Genomic DNA, 17,565 nt, shown 5'->3' with positions numbered 1-17,565 from the left:
TAGGGTCGCCATTTATGGTGACCGAAAGACGCTTAACTGACGAGCATTACGCCATAAATGGCGCCGCTACGACGGGCGACCGACGGCATGACCGCGCAATTGTCACTTTTGCGCGTGTGGTTGTCAGCAATGCGCGAGCCGCGCCGCGTGCTGCTGGGCGAGACTGAATACCACATCACAAGGAGATCGTTATGCTCACGCAACCCGCTGCAAAATACCGCCCGTTTCCGGTCATCGACTTACCCGATCGTCAGTGGCCCTCGCGCCAGCTGACACAGGCACCGCGCTGGCTCTCTACCGACTTACGCGATGGCAATCAGGCGCTGGCAACGCCGATGGACAGCGCGCGCAAGCTGGAGTTCTGGCAACTTCTGCTGCGCTGTGGCTTCAAGGAGATTGAGGTGGCCTTTCCGGCGGCATCGCAGACCGATTTTGATTTTGTCCGTTTGCTGATTGAGCAGAACCTCATTCCAGACGATGTGGCGATTCAGGTGCTGACCCAGGCGCGCAGCGACCTGATCGATCGTACCTTTGAGGCGCTGCGTGGCGCACCGAACGCCATTATTCACCTCTACAACGCCACCGCGCCGCTGTTCCGCGAGCGCGTGTTCCGCCAGAGCAAAGGCGAAATTATTGAACTGGCCTGCGCCGGTGCGCGGCAAATTCGCGCCCGCTGCGAAACGCAACAGGACACCGCGTGGACCTTCGAGTATTCGCCTGAAACCTTCTGTTTTACCGAGCCGCAGTTTGCGCTGGAAATTTGCGAAGCGGTTGCGGCGATTTGGCAGCCGGGCCCGGCGCGTCCGATGATCATCAACCTGCCCGCCACCGTCGAAGTGAATACGCCGAACGTCTATGCCGATCAGATTGAGTATTTCTGTCGCCACTTCAGCCAGCGATCGCAGGTGTCGATCAGCGTGCATCCGCATAACGATCGCGGTACCGGCATCGCCTGCGCCGAGCTGGCGCTGCTGGCGGGTGCCGATCGAGTCGAAGGCTGTTTGTTCGGCAACGGCGAACGCACCGGCAACGTCGATATCGTCACGCTGGCGCTCAATCTCTACACCCAAGGCGTGGCGCCGCAACTCGATTTCAGCGATATCCAGCAGGTGCTGGAAGTGGTGACGCGCTGCAACCAGTTGCCGGTTCATCCGCGCCATCCGTATGCCGGTGAGCTGGTGTTTACCGCCTTCTCCGGTTCACATCAGGATGCGATTCGCAAAGGCTTTGCCGAACGCGCTGAGCGTCAAGAAACCCTGTGGCAGATGCCGTATCTGCCGCTCGATCCGCTGGATATCGGCTGCAGTTACGAAGCGGTGATCCGTGTTAACAGTCAATCCGGCAAAGGTGGCGCTGCGTGGCTGCTGGAGCAGAATCACGGCCTGCAACTGCCGCGCGGTTTACAGCAGGATTTCAGCCGTCTGGTGCAGCAGCAAACCGACCAGCACGGTCAGGAGATGACGCACCACGCGCTGTGGCAGCTGTTTTGTCAGCATTACGGCTTAACCCAGCCGGCGCGTCGTTTGCTGGAAGCGGAAAGTCACAGCGATGATAAAGGCGAAACGCGTTTCAAAGCGCGACTGCAACAGGGCGCGCAGCCGGTGACGCTTGAAGGCAAAGGTAACGGCTTGCTCTCTGCTGCCGTCACCGCGCTGCGTCAGCGCTATGATGTAAGCATCACCATTGAGGATTATCACGAACACACGCTGGGCAAACGCAGTGATAGTCGTTCGGTGACGTACATCAGCTGCATTAACGCACGCGGTGAACGCGCGTGGGGCGTGGGCATTGATAACGATGTGGCGCGCGCTTCATTGCAGGCGCTGCTCAACGCAGCGCACGCTTTTCTGCCGCAGCAAAGTAGTTCGCTGGCGTAACACCGAGCACGCGACGAAACATCGCACTGAAGGCGCTCGGGCTGTCGTAACCGAGATCAAGCGCCACCGTCAGCACGCTTTCGCCCTGCGCTAAGCGAGTTAACGCCACGCTCAATCGCGCGCGGCGCACCCAGTCGCTAAACTGCAAACCGGTTTCGCGGCTGAAATGGCGCGCCAGCGTGCGTTCCGCCACGCAGAGTTGCGTAGCCGCGCGGGCCAGCGTCCAGTTTTCGCCGGGTGCTTGCTGAATCTGCTGACACAAACTCAGCAGCCGCTCGCTCTCCGGCAGCGGCAGGCCAAACGGCAGCACATCCATCACGCGGATCTCATCGAGGATCAACTCGTAAATCCGCTCGGCGCGGCTGCCGGAAACGTACTGATCCGGCAGCGCCAGCGCGCTGACAATCAACTCGCGTAACAGCGGCGAAATCTGCACCACCTGACAACTGGCGGGCAGATCGGCGCGCGCCAGCGGATCAACAAACAGCGTACGCGCGGCTACAACGCCAACGATGTGCAGCGCGTGACGCGTTCCCGCCGGCAGCCAGACGCCGCGACTCGGCGGAACAATCCAGCTGCCGTGCTGCGTTTCAACTTTCACCACGCCGCTCAGCGTGTGGATCAGCTGCGCGCAATCGTGGTGATGCCACGGCTCCGCGTCACCATGCGCATAATCATGCGCATAAGGCACCAGCGGGCGATGGGCGAAGTCGAAGTTGAGCCGCGCACTCATGTTAGCGTTTCAGATATTGATAAACCGCCGCCAGATCCTGCTCGCCGTAACCGGCGTCCACCGCTTGCTGCCAGACATCCACGATGTTTTCCAGCGCTGGCAGTTTGCTGTCGCCTGCCGCATCCAGCGCCAGTTTGGCGTCTTTCAACGCCCACACCAGATGCATCTGCGGCGTGAAATCGCCGCTGGCGATCATGCCGAGTTTCATTTTGGCGTAAGGTGCCGCCAGCGGACCGCCATCCAGCACTTTCCAAAGATCGTCGGTGCTGAAACCAAACTCTTCTGCCAGACGGGTACTTTCTGCCAGGCTTTGCATCAGGCCAATCAACCAGCTATTCACCACCAGCTTCATGCGTGAGCTAGCGCCCGCCTCGCCCAGCCACTGCGTGCCTTTACCGATTGCCGCAAACACCTGCTCGGCGGCCTGCGCTTTGCTCTGATCGCCGCTGGCCATTACCAGAATTTGTGCATTTTCTGCCGGCGCTTTGGTGCCGGAAACCGGTGCATCGATAAACACCACGTCCGGACGCGCGCTTTTAAATTCAGCAATCAATTGATCGGTGGCTTCCACGCCGATGGTGCCCATCTGACAAATGGTCGCGCCCTGTTTAAGCGCGGAGCTGGCATCGTTCAGCGTCTGACGCGTGGTACCGCCGTCGGACAGCATGGCGATCACCACATCCGCACCTTCTACCGCTTGCGCGGCGCTATCGGCCAGCGAGATGCCAGCATCGAGCAGATCTTCGCCTTTGGCGCGTGTACGATTCCAGCCGCGTACCGTGAAGCCTTTTTTCAACAGGTTAGCGGCAAACGCATGGCCCATCGCGCCCAATCCCAGTACCGCAACCACAGATTGTTGACTCATCATTCCCTCTCTTTTGTGCTTTCAGACAAAACCGCCAGACTGACAGAATTTCCCTGACGCAGCCAGGCCAGAGATGCGATGAAAAAACATTTTCAACACCGCAATTATTAATAATCCGTCATACTATTAACGCTTTTCAAACAAATGATAAAACGATTAACATACGCGCCATTAATGTTCCATTCGGTACATTCCACGCCCTTTTTACGGTCTTTCATAATGAAAATAGCTTTACTGCGACAGGCTTCGTTGCTGATGCTGCCTGCGATGTTGCCGGTCTCAGCGCTGGCAGCGAACACTGCCAATAACACCATGGTGGTGAGCGCTGCGCCGTCCGCATCCGGACTTTCTGAACTTGATACGCCAGCCGCAGTCAGCGTGGTTTCCGGCGAAGATATGCGCCATGCGGCACCGCGCGTAAATTTGTCAGAAAACCTCAGCAGCGTGCCGGGTTTGCAGATACAAAACCGTCAAAACTATGCCCAGGATTTGCAGATTTCGGTGCGCGGTTTTGGTTCGCGTTCCACCTTCGGCCTGCGCGGCATTCGTATGTACGTTGACGGCATTCCAGCGACCATGCCCGACGGCCAGGGACAAACCTCTAACATCGATATTGGCTCAATCGATCACATCGACGTGCTGCGCGGCCCGTTCTCGGCGCTATATGGCAACTCGTCGGGCGGCGTGATTAACGTTGAAACCGAAACCGGTCAGCAACCCACCACGCTCGAAGCCAGCAGCTGGTACGGCAGTTACGGTAGCTGGCGCAACAGCGTTAAAGCCAGCGGCGCGACCGGTGACGGTACGCAAACCGGCGACGTTAATTACACGGTTTCCGCCTCACGCTTTACCACGCACGGCTTCCGCGATCACAGCTCGGCGCAGAAGAACCTCGGCAACGCCAAACTCGGCGTGCGCATTGATGATGTCAGCACCCTGACGCTGCTGTTCAACAGCGTGCACGTTGATGCGCAGGATCCGGGCGGTTTGACCACCGAACAGTGGAAAGATAATCCGCGCCAGGTCGCCAGCAACGTGACTTTGTACGACGCGCGTAAAACCGTCGATCAAACCCAGGCGGGCCTGCACTATCAGCGCCAGATGAGTGAAAACGACGACTTGAGCGTGATGATGTACGCCGGTGAACGTGAAACCACGCAGTATCAATCGATTCCTAAAGCCACCCAGTTGCGCCCAGGTTATCCCGGCGGCGTGATCTCTTTGTCTCGTCATTATCAGGGCATCGATACCCGCTGGACGCACCGCGACGCGCTGTTCACCATTCCGGTGACCTTCACCGGCGGCCTCGATTATGAAACCATGACCGAGAAGCGCAAAGGTTATCAGAACTTTAGCGGCGACGAATTGGGCGTACAGGGCGAGATGCGTCGTAACGAACGCAACCTGATGTGGAACCTCGATCCTTATCTGCAAACCGCGTGGCAGCTGACTGATAAACTGTCGCTGGATGCCGGTGTGCGCTTCAGTACGGTGAATTTCGACTCCAATGACTATTACGTCACCTCAACCGATCCGGATGATAGCGGCAATCGTCGCTACCATCGCTGGCTGCCTGCCGCTGCGCTGAATTACGCCATTGATAACAGCTGGAACGCCTACGTTTCTGCTGGTCGCGGCTTCGAAACGCCGACGCTGAATGAGTTGTCTTATCGCGCCGCCGATCAGGCCGGGCTGAATCTCAACCTGCAACCTGCCACCAGCGAAACGGTTGAACTGGGCAGTAAAAAACGCATCGGCAATGGCCTGTTAACCGCGGCGATATTCCAGACCGATACCAAAAACGAGATCGTTTCCGACAGCAGCTTTGAAGGCCGCACCAGCTACAAAAACGCCGGTGAAACCCGCCGCCGTGGATTGGAACTCGGCCTCGACCAGCAGTTTGGCGAGAGCTGGCGCTTCAAAGCCGCATGGACCTTGCTGGATGCCCGCTATCGCTCCAACGCCTGCGGCACCGAAAGCTGCGACGGCAACCGCATTCCCGGCATTGCCCGCAACATGGCCTACGCCGGGCTGGCTTACGCGCCCGATCAAGGCTGGTATGCGGGAACCGATGTGCGCTACCTAAGCGATATCGCGGCGGATGATGAGAACGATGTGAAAGCGCCGTCTTACACCGTGGTCGGCGTAAACAGCGGTTATAAGTGGCTGGTGCAGAACTGGACGCTGGATCTGTTTGGCCGCGTCGATAACCTGTTTGACCGCAACTACATCGGTTCGGTGATCGTCAATGAAAGCAACGGCCGCTATTACGAACCGGCACCGGGCCGCAATTACAGCGTGGGTCTGACGGTGAGTTATGCGTTTCAGTAAATAATCTTGAATGCCGGTGCGCATAAATGCGCACCCTACGAAAGCCTCGCCAATTACCGTAGGGTCGCCATTAATGGCGACCGATTCACCCTCAGCTAAAAAGCAGCATGCAAGACCTGTCTGAATTGCAGGGCCTTTACTGTTTTTACTTAGGGAAGACGCTGCTAATTCGCTATTTTTATTTTCTTTTTCAATGTGAGAAAGAACATGACTAAAAAGAAAATCTCAGCGAAACGTCCAGTACCTAATCATAAAGTGAAAGCAGTAAAGCGCTCCTTCACTCTGATACATCATCGAATTTCAGATACTTATACATCTGAAATCGACTTTGAACCTGTCAGGCTGAACATCATCTCTCGCCCCGTCGAATGGTAGTTATCTTTTACTTCAACAACGCCAGCACATCATCGGTTGTGCCGGTTTCGCCCAGGCGCGGGAAGATGCGCTCGATGCTGTTTTTGTGCGTTTCGGCATTCAGGCAGGTCATGGCGTCGGTTGCCAACGTGACGTTGTAACCCAGTTCATACGCCTGGCGCGCCGTGGATTCCACACCGATGCTGGTGGCGATACCGCAAATAACCACTTGCGTGATGCCGCGCTGCTGCAGCTGCTCATGCAGATCGGTGTTGTGGAATGCGCCCCAGGTTTTTTTGGTGATGCCGATATCACCGCGCTGCTGCGCCAGATCCGGCACCAACGTGGCCCAATCGGCGGGCAGATCGCCACCGTGTTTCGGCTGCTCATTACGGCCAGGTGCGCCGCCCGCAACGTTCACCAGCACCACCGGGCGCTTTTGCCCACGGAAAGCATCGGCCAGACGCGCTGAGCGCTCAATCACTTCATGCGCCTCTAACGGGGCGACAGGCAGCGCAACGATGCCGTTCTGCAGGTCAATCACAATCAGCGCGGTGTTGTCGTCAAGGGTAGTTAAAGCCATGTTGAGTCCTCTCAGGATTATTGGTCAGCAAGTCGTTGCAGTAAGGGAATCGCGGCCAGCAGCGTTTGTTGTTCCTGCGCATTCAACTGCGTCGCGATGCTGTTGAGCAGCCAGTCATCACGTTGTGCGCGGTTGGCGGCGATCAGTTTCAGACAAGCATCGGTGGGTTGATAGCGGGTTTTGCGGCCATCCAGCGGATCGGCGGTGCCCTGCACCAAACCCAGCGTCTGCAAGCTGGCCACGGTAGCGCCCATCGACTGCGTGCGCACACCTTCCAGCGTAGCCAATTCCGTTACCGTCATAGCACCATCGCGCACCAGATAACCGAGTACCGATACCTGCGGCCAGGTGAGATCGCCCGGCGGCGCCGATTCACGCAGGCGACGCGCCAGTTTGCCATTGATGCTGCGCAGTAGCGCCGCCGCGCTGTTAAGGTCGCTCATGGCACCTTCTCCTTACTGATGAGCCGCGAGTATATAAATACGAAGGCAAACTGGGTAGTTTACCTTCGTATCAATTTGTAATTGTGCTGTGTTGTGAGTTGGTCGCCATGAATGGCGACCCTACGGGCGCTGCAGATAATGGATCAAACTGTGGAAACGTAGCGGCGTGCTGAGGGGATTGCGATAGCTGTGCGGCGTATCGGCGGCAAACTGGCTGGCTTCGCCCGCAAGCAAGCGGCGCCATGTGCCTGCCACACCCAACAGCAGTTCGCCCTCCAGCACCACCACCTGCTCAATCACTCCACTTTCATGCGCCGATGAATCGCTCTGCGCGCCACCCGCTAACGTCACTTCCAGCAGATCAAAACGCAGTTTGGCATCGTACGGCAGCAGCGGCTTAACCTGCATCTGCGCGTTGGGCTGGCTGAAGGTCGCCACGCTGCCCGGCGCTTGATCGCTGCCCTGCACAAAGAAGGAAAACGGCACGTTAAAGCCGGTGGCGATTTTCCACAGCGTCGCTACCGTGGGGCTCGATTCGCCGCGCTCGATCTGGCCGAGCATCGCTTTGCTCACGCCGGTGCGATCCGCTGCCAGCGTCAGGCTCCAGCCGTTGGCCTGACGCAGCTGTTTCAGCGCCAGACTCAAATGTTGATGCAAATTTTCCATGTGTTCTCCCGAAAAGCTCGCGCGCAGTGTAACACTTGTGCGCTATAACGCTCCATGCCACTATGTGCGCTATAACGCACAACCGGATGTGACCTGATGACGACCGCCACCACGCGCAGTGCTTTCTCTTTCCCGATGCTGATTTCTGGATTTATCGCCGTGCTGGTGGGCTACAGCAGCACGGCGGCGCTGATTTTTCAGGCGGCGCAGGCGGCGGGCGCGTCGCCGGAGCAGATTGGCGGCTGGCTATCGATGCTCGGTGTCGGCATGGGATTGGCCTCATTCGGCTTATCGCTGTGGACGCGCATGCCAATCCTCGCCGCCTGGTCAACGCCTGGCGCGGCACTGCTCGCCACCAGCGTGCAGGGTTTGTCGCTGAATGAAGTGGTGGGCGTGTTTGTCGCCACCAACCTGCTGATTGTGTTGTGCGGGGTCACTGGCCTGTTCGCTCGTTTGATGAATCACATTCCGCAGTCGCTGGCGGCAGCGATGCTGGCCGGGATTCTGCTGAAGTTTGGCATCGGCACCTTTAGCGGTTTGCAGAGTAATTTCGCGCTGTGCGGCAGCATGTGTCTGGTGTGGCTGTTGAGCCGTCGCTGGCTGCCGCGCTACGCGATTATTCTGGCGTTGATCGCCGGCGTGCTGGTGGCGCTCGGCCAGCAATCGATCCACTTTCCGCCGCATGCGCTGGCGATCAGTCGTCCCGAATTCATCATGCCGCAGTTTACTCTGTCGGCGCTGATTGGCGTGGGTTTGCCCTATTTCCTCGTCACCATGGCGTCGCAAAACGCGCCGGGCATCGCCACCTTGCAGGCACACGGTTATCAGCCGCCGGTATCTGCGCTAACCGGCTGGACCGGATTTATCGCCTTAGTGCTGTCGCCGTTTGGCGGATTTTCGGTGTGTATCGCCGCGATTACCGCCGCCATCTGTATGGGCGACGATGTCGATCCGAATCCGGCGCGCCGCTGGATGGCCTCGGCATTGGCGGGCGTGTTCTATCTGCTGACCGGCTTTACCGGCGGATTGATCGCCATCATGCTGAGCGCCTTGCCGCCGGTATTGATCGCCACGCTGGCCGGTTTGGCGCTGCTGGCTACGTTGTCCGGCAGTTTGCAGCGCGCCTTAGCCGAGCCGGATCAGCGCGATAGCGCCATCGTGGCATTCCTGATCACCGCCAGCGGCATTTCGCTGTTGGGCATCGGCTCCGCCTTTTGGGGCTTGCTCGGCGGCATGCTGACCTATTTGATTCTTTCCCCACGACGCCGCGCTTAAAATTTCAACAACTTAACCTCGCACCCGGGAAAAACGCCCTGTTTTTCCCCCTTTATCAGCCGTTTGATTTCGCAGCATTTGGCTTAAGATCACTATCATCGCCAAAAACACACACTGTTCTGCCTCAGACAACCACCGATAAGGGCCCAACGAGTGGCAAAAACTTTTCTGCGCAGCGGCAATCTGGACACGGTACTGGCACTGGGTGAAAACGGCCAGCCGGTCTGGACGTCCGCGCTGCAAATCCGTGAAACCCTGCGCCTGCGCCGCCAAACCACGCTGGCCAATTGCCTCGCGATTCCGCAGGTCAACGAGCGCGGTGACCGCCTCGATTGGTACGCCCCGTTCAATGGCAAAGTAAAATCCTGGCTGGGTGCCAGCGATCACGAGCGCCGTCAGGCGCTGGAACTGCTGACGCTGAACCAGCAAGATTTACAGGCGCTGAGCCTGCGCGCGCGCGACGCGGAGAATCCGGCGATGCGCTTGTTTGGCGCGTTGCTGAGCAAAACCCTGCAGTTCCCGGATCAGCAGTACGTTTATCTGGTGGATGGCAAACCGGTGATCACCTTTTGGGGCTTTGTTGATCCGCAGGCGCGTTCGCGTGATGACGCGCTGGCTTGCCTGCGTGATTCGCTGGAAGATGAACTGCCGCCGCTGCTGCCGGAACCGCCAGCACCCGCTCCGCTGGTGGTCGCGCCAGTAATTGCGCCGTTGATCGACGTGCCACCTGCTGCTGCCGAACCGCTGATCGAGCCGGAACCTGAAGTCGAAGAACCAGAAGCCGAAGTCATTCCTGAGCCTGCGCCTCAACCGGCACCTGTCGCGCCACCACGTCGCGCCTTTGCCGTGCGTCCGCTGATGCTGCTGTTGCCGGTTGCGGCAGTGGTCGCTGCGGGCGTCGCCTTCTGGCTGCACAGCGCACCGCAACCGGCTGCGATTAGCGTTGCCGATATCCCTGTGCCGGTGAGTAAGCCGCCAGCCGTGATGGTTAATGCGGAAAAACTCGCCGCCACGCTGCCACAAACCGCCGCCACCGTCATTGCCGCCCCAGCGCCGGTTACTGCGCCTGTCGCCCCGCCTGAGGTGGTCGCTGAACACACCGAACCAGCCAAAGCGGATGATTTGGTGATGACCACCGAAGATGCGCGCATTGGCTCGGTGAAATTTATCAATGGCACCTGGCGTGTGACGTTACGTCAAACCAATCTACCGACCGGCAAACCGCCAAGCCTGCGCTATCAGATCCGCAACGGCAAAGGCACCGCCACTATTACCCAGGGCGACAACATCCGCTGCAAAGCCGATGTCACCGCCGCGATGACCAGCGCCGGCAGCATGGAAGTGCGCAGCCGCTATACTGCGACCTGCAGCGACAAATCGCGTTACCGCATGCCGGAACTGGTGTGTAAAGCCGGTGATGGCATCGCCAGCTGTACTGCGCAATACGGCGCAGATCAGGTCTTCCCGTTGACGATTAAGCGTGAGAGTAAGTAAACATGTTGGCTCCCCTCATCGATGACAAACAGAAAATCACGCTGATTGAAGATAGCGGTGTGCAGTTTCTTGATTTCGGTTTGCGTTTGCCTGCGTTGCAGGCCCGCCGCCAGTTCGTGCGTCAAACCGCCAACGGCCCGCTGCTGCGCCTCAACGTCGACGGCAACAGCGGCAAGTTCCTGCTCTATCCGGAAGATGGCGGCGCGGCGGAAGTGGTGCGTCCGGAAACGGATATCGCGCTGGCCGATTCGCTGAAGCTGCTGGCTCATCAATGGCTGCCGCTGCCGGTGCTGCGCTGCACCAGCGGACGTCGTTTTATCGGCGGCCCGGATAACTGGGCGCGTCTGCATCTGGCGCCGCTGGCGCAACCCGATGCGGCAGGCAACACCCATCGCATCACCCTCGCCTTTGATACGCGTATTGTGTCAGAGCAAGATGGCGGCGAGCAGCACGGTTTAAGCAAAGCCGATGCACAGAACGGCGTCAGTTTCGCCCTTGCCTGGCACAACTACGAGCTGGGCGAATTCCTCGACCATACGTGGGTCGATGGCTGGCTGCGTGAAACCTTTAGCCAGCAGGTGCATGCGCTGGAGTCGCGTCGCGAGCAGGAGCTGAATCAGGCGCTGCGTGAGTTCGAATATCAGGCGCACTATCTTAACCTGCTGGAACTGCTGGGCGAACAGCTCGATCTGGCGGAAATCTATATTCAGGCGACGTCGCTGCAAACACCGGCGGTTAACGTCGATATCATTCTCGACGTCGGCAACTCGCACACCTGCGGCATTCTGGTGGAAGATCACGCCGAAGAGAGCAGCGGCCTGCGTCAAACCTACGAGCTGCAGCTGCGCGACCTCTCCGAGCCGCATCAGGTTTACAACGAGCTGTTCGACAGCCGTCTGGAGTTTGCGGAAACCCGTTTCGGCAAGGCTAACTTCTCGCTGGAGAGCGGCCGTGAAAATGCCTTTATGTGGCCGTCGCTGACGCGCGTAGGCCGTGAAGCCAGCCGTCTGGCGCTGCTGCGTGCTGGCACCGAAGGCAGCACCGGTTTGTCCAGTCCGCGCCGCTATTTGTGGGATGAAGCGCGCTATCAGCCAGGCTGGCGCTTCAACGCCAACAGCAGCAGTGATGAGCCGCAGGCCACCGCGCTGCCGTTCACTTTACTGATCAATGACGAAGGCCAGCCGCTGCACGCGCTGGCGGAAGACGATCGTCTGCCGGTGTTCTCCGCCAGCTACAGCCGCAGTTCGCTGATGACCTTTATGCTGTGCGAACTGCTGGCGCAGGCGATGATGCAGATGAACAGCGTGGCGCAGCGCCAGCGTATGCCGCAAAGCCAGGCGCCGCGTCAGCTGCGTCATGTGATTCTGACGCTGCCGTCGGCGATGCCAAAGCCGGAGCGTGAGATTTTCCGTCGTCGCATGCAGGAAGCCATCGCGCTGGTGTGGAAAGCCGAAGGCTGGCATCCGGCTGAAGAGGAATTTACTGCCGCCAGCCAGGCAAACAGCCTGCGTCCGGTGCCGGATGTGCAGATGGAGTGGGATGAAGCCACCTGCGGTCAAATGGTGTGGCTGTTCAACGAAACTCAGGTCAACTTTGCCGGTCGCGCAGAAGATTTCTTCAGCAGCATGGCGCGCCCGGATCGTCCGCGTGAAGTCGATGAGCTGCCGGGTAAAAGCCTGCGCATCGCCTCGATTGATATCGGCGGCGGCACCACCGATTTAGCCATTACCCAATATCGCCTCGATGACGGCCAGGGCAACAACGTCAAAATCACCCCGCGCTTACTGTTCCGCGAAGGCTTCAAAGTCGCCGGTGACGATATTCTGCTGGACGTGATTCAGCTGTGGATTCTGCCAGCGTTGCAGCAGAGCTTGCAGAAAGCCGGTTTGCAGCTTGCCGAACCGCTGATGAACAAGCTGTTTGGTCACGACAGCCGCATGGACGGTCAAGCCACGCTGCGTCAGCAAGTGACGCTGCAGCTGTTCATTCCGCTGGCGCAGGCGGTGCTGGAGCAGTACGAAAACTGGGATCCGCTCGATAGCCACAGCGAAATCAATGCGCTGTTCGGCGAGCTGGTGCCACAAAAACCGGCCAGCAGCGTGCTGGCATTTGTGAACGGTGAAATTCAGCGCACGCTCGGCGGCGATAGTCGTTTCGATCTGCTTGAAGTGCCGCTGGTGGTCAGCATGGCGCAGCTGCACGGCGAATTCCTGCAACATCGCATGGCGATTATTCCGGCGCTGCGCGCGATGTGCGAAGTGGTGTCGTTGTATCAGTGCGATGTGCTGCTGCTTACCGGTCGTCCGTCACGCTTCCCCGGCATTCAGGCGCTGGTGCGCCATCTGCAACCCTTGCCGGGCAGCCGTATTTTGTCGCTGGAAGGCTATCACACCAGCGACTGGTATCCATTCAACAAGCAAGGCCGTATTGATAACCCGAAATCCACCGCCGCGGTGGGCGCAATGCTGTGCCTGCTGGCGCTCGACCTGCGCCTCAGCAGCTTCTGGTTCCGCGCCGGTGATTTCGAACCTTACTCCACCATTCGCTATCTCGGCGTGCTGGATGAAACCTCCGCGCTCAGCGACGACAATCTGTGCTATAGCGAGATCGACCTCGACAGCAGCAGTTTCGCGCTGGATCGTAAAAGCAGCTTCCGCATTCGCGGCAACGTTTGCCTTGGTTTCCGCCAGTTGGAGAACGATCGCTGGCCGGCATCGCCGCTGTATAGCCTGAGCATTGTCGACCCGACGCTGGCGCGTCAGGTTGCCGGTGAAAGCGTACTGCGCATCAAGCTGGCGGTGCAGCCGGGCCCGGATAATCTCGGCCCGGAGCGTTTGGTGCTGAGCGATGCGCGTATGGATGACGGCACGCGTGTGCCGCTGGAGCAACTGAGTCTGAAACTGAACACGCTTTCTGCCACCGGCAACGCGAATGCGCAATATTGGATCGACAGCGGGAGCGTCTGCAAACGATGAGAACTGCCAAAAAAGCCTCGCCGGTTACGCCCGCGAAACGTCTGAGCCTGATGCAGGAAACGCTGGATGGCGCGCTGAACTGGGTGGAAACCCATCAGGCGCACGCGCCGCGTCTGGCGATGGAAGCTGAAACGCTGACGCTGCAGCTGCGCCGTGCGCGCGTGGAGAGCCATGCATTGGCGCGCCAGCTGGCGCGTCCGGTGACGCTGGCGCTGTTTGGCCAGTCGCAGGCGGGCAAAGCCTGGCTGCTGAGTGAGATGGTCGGCGATGCGCAAGGCCAGTTGATCGCGCGTCTTGGCGATAAAACCCTGAATTATTTTCAGAACATCAATCCCGGCAATCTCGATTTCGCCATCGCCACCCGCTTCAGCCACCAGCGCGAAACCCAATCCAACGCCTGGCCGCTGGAGATGACGCTGCTGAGCGAAGTGGAACTGATTCGTTTGATGCTGGCCTGCGCCAAAACCGAGCTTCAGCCCGACACGGCTCAGATTGATGCCGCCTTGCAGCGTTTGCAGCGTCATCGCCAGGATGAACCGCAGCCGGGCCTCGACAGCGATGCGCTGATCACGCTGTGGGCGTGGAGCCGTCGGCACCATCGTCATGCCGAGATTCTCGATCGCCACTTCTGGCCACAGGCGATTGCGCTGGCGCCGTGGCTCAACGTCGACGATCGCGTGCAGCTGTTTGCCCTGCTGTGGCCAGGCCAAAATGCGCTGAACGAAAGCCTGCGCAGCCTGATGCACTTGCGTCACCAGCTGCGCCACGCGCCGCGCGTGTTAGCGCCACTCAACGTGCTGGTGGACGATGCTGCGCTGCCAGCAGAAAAACTGATTGGCAACGATGCCGACTGGCAGGAGATGATCGAAGTGTGTCCGATCGTCGCCAATCGTGTGGGGAAAGCGCAGCATGTGCCGCTGGGATTGCTGTCGCTGCTGACGCTGGAGATCACCTTGCCGCTCAGCTCCACGCCGCGTCAGGCGCTGTACGATGATGCGGATATGCTCGAGCTGCCCGCGCCGGGCACGCCGGCCGATCGCGCCCAACAGGATGAACTGGCGCAGCTGCGCAAACGCGATCCGCTGCGCGCCACGCTGCTGGAACAGAAACGTGCGCTGCTGCCGGGCCTGTACGCCGCGCGTCAGGGCATTGATTTGATGCTGATCTGTACCGCCGCCAGTCAGCGTCAGGATACCGATGTCGCCGCCAGCGCGCTGCGCGAGTGGCACATGCATCAAACCATCGCCGCCAGCGGTGAAAAGCCGCGTCTGATTTGGGCGATCACGCCGCATGACGCGCGCTATCAGCAACAACAGATTAACGTTGATGAAGCAGTGCAACGGCAGATTGGTCAGCCTGGACAGAGTTGGGGATCGATGCTGGCGCTGGATCGCGCAGGCGTCGATCGTATGGGCAGCTGGTTGCAGGATGAGATGCAGCCGGAAGCGCGCCGCGATCGTCTGGCATTACAGCTCGGCGCGCTGCAGCAGAAGCTGGTGGAACGTTTGCAGCCGTGGACCGAATCCAGCGCCACGCCAGAACAGGCGGCACGCAAGCAGGCGATCTCCGATACGCTGCTGAAATGTTTGCAACATCGCACCGGTTTGCACGGCGAACTGCTGGAGCGTTTGCAGCCGTCGCGTGAAGCGGTGCGTCAGCTGTGGCTCAGCCAGAGCAGCAGCACTGCTATTCAACATAGCGCCAAAACCGCAGCCGCTGAGCAGAGCTATTTTGGCATCGGCTTTGAGTTTGATCTGTTTAAAGATGAACCGGTGGCCGCCGCTGAGCCGCGCAGCTCGGGCGGTCAGCGCGATCAGCAATTCCCGCAGCAGGTGTTTGCGCTGTGGCTGGAGCATTTGCGTCAACTGCCGGAGAGCCGCAGCCTGCTGGCGCTGCTCAACGTCGATAAGCCGACGCTGGAGATGCTGGTGGAAGAGTTGATTACCGCCAGCTTCCGTCTCAAAGTGCTGAGCAAACTGCAAAGCGCACTGAATGAGCCGGATGCGCAGGCCAGCGCCCACGAAGCGCGTACCGATCGCCAGGTTTCTCGTGCCATGACGGTGCTGGGTGATTTTGTCGCGTGGCTGGGCTTTTTACAGCGCCCGGAGAGCGAGCGTCCTGAAAGCCGCGTCAATCGCGGTCAGACGATTTTTGCCCGTCCGCCTGCGCCGAGCGTCAGCTTCTCGCCGGGACAGCGCTTAACGCGTCTGTCGGCCGCACCCGCCAATCATACCGCTTACTACATCTATGACTGGCTGGTGGGGTTGAATTCGGTGATCGTTGAGAACAACGGCTATACCGGCGGCGGCGATTTGCCCGCAAATGCCCGCCAGATGCTGGCGATTTTGCTATTACCGCTGCACGCGTAATTTACTCGCCACGCACCAGGCGCAGCTCGCCGTCTAACTGCTGCTGCGCCTCTTCCAGTAACGCCAGCACCGGCGCGAATTCGGCACTCCCGCTGGCGTCATCGGCATGCGCTAAATAGAAGGTCGCCGGCAGCGCCATGCCGCCGGTCAGCCAATCCCACAGCGCATCAAGATTGTTACCGAAATCCACTGGGCAGGCACTTTGCTGCACCAGCGCGCGGTAAAACGCCTGGCGATCCGCTAAATCTTCAAAGTCAAAATGGAGCGTCAACATGGTTAAGGCACCTGTTTGAAGCTGCGATAGTGATCGGTGGTGAGGAAAATCAGCCCATCGGAAGAGTAAAGCAGACGATCGGCATCGCGGTGGCCGCAATCGTAATTCACGTCCGCTTCATACCACTGCCTGCCCGCCTGCATCGGCAGCCTTCTTTCGCGGTTGCTAAAGCGATCGCCACCAATCGCGCGGCCCGGCAACACTTCACACAAGTTGCCCTTGCTGGGATTCCAGCCCTGACGACGCGCTTCATTTTTGGTGAGATAGAGATCGGGTAATTTGTGATGCTGTTGCACCCAACGCGCCACGGTATTGGCATCGGTGAGTTGTGAAATATCGGGATGGCTGGCGGACCATTTATCGGACAAACGCGGTTTTAGCCCGAGCCACAGCGCGGCGAGGACCAGAATTAAGGCAATCCAGAGTTTTTTTGACATGGTGGCATCCTGAAAAACAGGACGACGATAATAACAGATTTAGGGCAGGGAAAAACGCGGGCCAGCAAAGCTGGCCCTGGCGGGGTTTACTGCATCGCGCTGGCGGATGGCGCGGCGTGACGACGCCATGCTCCCGGTGCTACGCCATACTGGCGTTTGAAGCTGCGGTTAAACGACTGCTGCGAGTCGAAACCGAGTGAAATCGCCACGTTAAGAATCGGTTCATTGCTGGTGGTCAAGCGATCCGCTGACTTCTTCAGCTTCTTCTCACGAATGTATTCGCCCAGAGGCAAACCCGTGTGCTCTTTGAACATACGTTGCAGGTGCCATTTCGAATAACCGGCGCGCCCCGCTACGGTATCCAGATCCAGACGCGTTTCAATATTGTTGTCAATCCAGTCAATCAAATCGTGAATAAATGCGGTGGTCATCATCTCGTTTTCTCCGGTCGCCGTTGCGAACAGTATCAGTATCAGTTGCAATTACACTTTAAGGTTGAACGACTATGCCATTTAATGCAAGTTTTATTATTGCATTAAATGCCGCACTGCGCGTAGGGGCTTTGATCCTTCTGCAACGCAATGATCAAAACCGCACATAAAGTGTATCAGATATTCTTGCAGATGCAGTTTGAGCAAGCCTACACTCGTGGCGTTTTAATGCAATCATAAAAGTTGCAGATTTTTCGTACGTCTCCTTTCTTTTTCACCAATGCGGAATAACAACAATGCATCTGCAAACATATAGGATTCAATGGGCGGTAAGCCTGTCAGGAGTGATGTTGCTGGGAAGCCTGCTGGCCGGTTGCGATCGCGGGGTAGCGCAAAATGCCCCGCCGCCGCCGCCCGAAGTAAGTGTCGCGCAGGTGGTAGAGCAGAAAGTCAGCCAA

General features: G+C 58.7%; 14 protein-coding genes. 6 read left to right on the top strand and 8 right to left on the bottom strand.

The window, feature by feature from the left end; translation table 11 throughout:
* The first annotated feature begins 191 nt into the window (after nt 1-191).
* Nucleotides 192-1,877 carry a 2-isopropylmalate synthase gene (gene leuA, locus RTY00_RS05490; RefSeq protein ID WP_312663712.1) on the top strand — a complete coding sequence of 562 codons (1,686 nt, stop codon included), beginning with the start codon at nt 192-194 and terminating at the stop codon, nt 1,875-1,877.
* Here the strand turns inward: leuA and RTY00_RS05485 are convergent.
* Entirely contained in the window at nt 1,828-2,610 is a 783-nt protein-coding gene (locus RTY00_RS05485; protein WP_312663711.1) for a helix-turn-helix transcriptional regulator, read from the bottom strand. The genes leuA and RTY00_RS05485 overlap by 50 nt on opposite strands.
* A 1-nt stretch (nt 2,611) precedes the next feature.
* Nucleotides 2,612-3,475: an NAD(P)-dependent oxidoreductase gene (locus RTY00_RS05480; protein WP_312663710.1), complete on the bottom strand. Its 864-nt coding sequence runs from the start codon at nt 3,473-3,475 to the stop codon at nt 2,612-2,614.
* Nucleotides 3,476-3,694: 219 nt separating this feature from the next.
* Between RTY00_RS05480 and pqqU the strand changes: the two genes are divergently transcribed.
* A complete protein-coding gene (gene pqqU / locus RTY00_RS05475; protein ID WP_312663709.1) occupies nt 3,695-5,806 on the top strand; it encodes a TonB-dependent receptor PqqU in 2,112 nt (703 codons plus the stop codon).
* Nucleotides 5,807-6,188: 382 nt separating this feature from the next.
* Here pqqU and RTY00_RS05470 read toward each other — a convergent pair whose 3' ends face one another.
* From RTY00_RS05470 to RTY00_RS05460, 3 genes are all read right to left on the bottom strand, one after another.
* Nucleotides 6,189-6,743 carry an isochorismatase family protein gene (locus tag RTY00_RS05470; RefSeq protein WP_312663708.1) on the bottom strand — a complete coding sequence of 185 codons (555 nt, stop codon included), beginning with the start codon at nt 6,741-6,743 and terminating at the stop codon, nt 6,189-6,191.
* A gap of 17 nt (nt 6,744-6,760) precedes the next feature.
* Nucleotides 6,761-7,186: a MarR family transcriptional regulator gene (locus RTY00_RS05465; protein WP_312663707.1), complete on the bottom strand. Its 426-nt coding sequence runs from the start codon at nt 7,184-7,186 to the stop codon at nt 6,761-6,763.
* 120 nt (nt 7,187-7,306) lie between these two features.
* Nucleotides 7,307-7,852 (bottom strand): helix-turn-helix domain-containing protein, encoded by a 546-nt coding sequence (locus tag RTY00_RS05460; protein WP_312663706.1) that lies wholly within the window; start codon nt 7,850-7,852, stop codon nt 7,307-7,309.
* Nucleotides 7,853-7,948: 96 nt separating this feature from the next.
* Between RTY00_RS05460 and RTY00_RS05455 the strand changes: the two genes are divergently transcribed.
* The 4 genes from RTY00_RS05455 to RTY00_RS05440 all read left to right on the top strand — a co-directional run bounded on the left by RTY00_RS05455 (nt 7,949) and on the right by RTY00_RS05440 (nt 15,965).
* Nucleotides 7,949-9,127 carry a benzoate/H(+) symporter BenE family transporter gene (locus RTY00_RS05455; protein WP_312663705.1) on the top strand — a complete coding sequence of 393 codons (1,179 nt, stop codon included), beginning with the start codon at nt 7,949-7,951 and terminating at the stop codon, nt 9,125-9,127.
* Nucleotides 9,128-9,280: 153 nt separating this feature from the next.
* Nucleotides 9,281-10,621 (top strand): SrfA family protein, encoded by a 1,341-nt coding sequence (locus RTY00_RS05450; protein ID WP_312663704.1) that lies wholly within the window; start codon nt 9,281-9,283, stop codon nt 10,619-10,621.
* Between the two features lie 2 nt (nt 10,622-10,623).
* Nucleotides 10,624-13,596 (top strand): virulence factor SrfB, encoded by a 2,973-nt coding sequence (locus RTY00_RS05445; RefSeq protein ID WP_312663702.1) that lies wholly within the window; start codon nt 10,624-10,626, stop codon nt 13,594-13,596.
* Nucleotides 13,593-15,965, top strand: a complete 2,373-nt coding sequence (locus RTY00_RS05440) for a virulence factor SrfC family protein (RefSeq protein WP_312663701.1) — start codon at nt 13,593-13,595, stop codon at nt 15,963-15,965. Before RTY00_RS05445 ends, RTY00_RS05440 begins: the two co-directional genes overlap by 4 nt.
* A 1-nt stretch (nt 15,966) precedes the next feature.
* On the opposite strand, the gene RTY00_RS05435 is transcribed toward RTY00_RS05440, so the two are convergent.
* The 3 genes from RTY00_RS05435 to RTY00_RS05425 form a co-directional block, all read right to left on the bottom strand.
* Nucleotides 15,967-16,239, bottom strand: coding sequence for a barstar family protein (locus RTY00_RS05435; protein WP_312663700.1), 273 nt, complete (start codon nt 16,237-16,239; stop codon nt 15,967-15,969).
* A 2-nt stretch (nt 16,240-16,241) separates the two neighbouring features.
* Nucleotides 16,242-16,676, bottom strand: a complete 435-nt coding sequence (locus RTY00_RS05430) for a ribonuclease domain-containing protein (RefSeq protein WP_154183372.1) — start codon at nt 16,674-16,676, stop codon at nt 16,242-16,244.
* An 86-nt stretch (nt 16,677-16,762) separates the two neighbouring features.
* On the bottom strand, nt 16,763-17,110 hold the full coding sequence (locus RTY00_RS05425) for a helix-turn-helix domain-containing protein (RefSeq protein WP_008110158.1): 348 nt from the start codon (nt 17,108-17,110) through the stop codon (nt 16,763-16,765).
* Nucleotides 17,111-17,565 lie beyond the last annotated feature (455 nt).

It is taken from the genome of Pantoea sp. CTOTU49201 (assembly GCF_032054795.1).
Classification (GTDB): Bacteria; Pseudomonadota; Gammaproteobacteria; order Enterobacterales; family Enterobacteriaceae; genus Pantoea; species Pantoea symbiotica.
Note: the sequence above shows the minus strand (reverse complement) of the source record. Positions and strands in the feature narration are given on the sequence as shown.

What these genes read in the sequence shown, in the direction of transcription:
- RTY00_RS05470 (WP_312663708.1), bottom strand. Translation starts at nt 6,743, where the DNA reads ATGGCTTTAACTACCCTTGACGACAACACCGCGCTGATTGTGATTGAC.
- RTY00_RS05425 (WP_008110158.1), bottom strand. Translation starts at nt 17,110, where the DNA reads ATGATGACCACCGCATTTATTCACGATTTGATTGACTGGATTGACAAC.
- RTY00_RS05460 (WP_312663706.1), bottom strand. Translation starts at nt 7,852, where the DNA reads ATGGAAAATTTGCATCAACATTTGAGTCTGGCGCTGAAACAGCTGCGT.
- RTY00_RS05455 (WP_312663705.1), top strand. Translation starts at nt 7,949, where the DNA reads ATGACGACCGCCACCACGCGCAGTGCTTTCTCTTTCCCGATGCTGATT.
- RTY00_RS05445 (WP_312663702.1), top strand. Translation starts at nt 10,624, where the DNA reads ATGTTGGCTCCCCTCATCGATGACAAACAGAAAATCACGCTGATTGAA.
- RTY00_RS05440 (WP_312663701.1), top strand. Translation starts at nt 13,593, where the DNA reads ATGAGAACTGCCAAAAAAGCCTCGCCGGTTACGCCCGCGAAACGTCTG.
- RTY00_RS05435 (WP_312663700.1), bottom strand. Translation starts at nt 16,239, where the DNA reads ATGTTGACGCTCCATTTTGACTTTGAAGATTTAGCGGATCGCCAGGCG.
- RTY00_RS05465 (WP_312663707.1), bottom strand. Translation starts at nt 7,186, where the DNA reads ATGAGCGACCTTAACAGCGCGGCGGCGCTACTGCGCAGCATCAATGGC.
- leuA (WP_312663712.1), top strand. Translation starts at nt 192, where the DNA reads ATGCTCACGCAACCCGCTGCAAAATACCGCCCGTTTCCGGTCATCGAC.
- pqqU (WP_312663709.1), top strand. Translation starts at nt 3,695, where the DNA reads ATGAAAATAGCTTTACTGCGACAGGCTTCGTTGCTGATGCTGCCTGCG.
- RTY00_RS05480 (WP_312663710.1), bottom strand. Translation starts at nt 3,475, where the DNA reads ATGAGTCAACAATCTGTGGTTGCGGTACTGGGATTGGGCGCGATGGGC.
- RTY00_RS05430 (WP_154183372.1), bottom strand. Translation starts at nt 16,676, where the DNA reads ATGTCAAAAAAACTCTGGATTGCCTTAATTCTGGTCCTCGCCGCGCTG.
- RTY00_RS05485 (WP_312663711.1), bottom strand. Translation starts at nt 2,610, where the DNA reads ATGAGTGCGCGGCTCAACTTCGACTTCGCCCATCGCCCGCTGGTGCCT.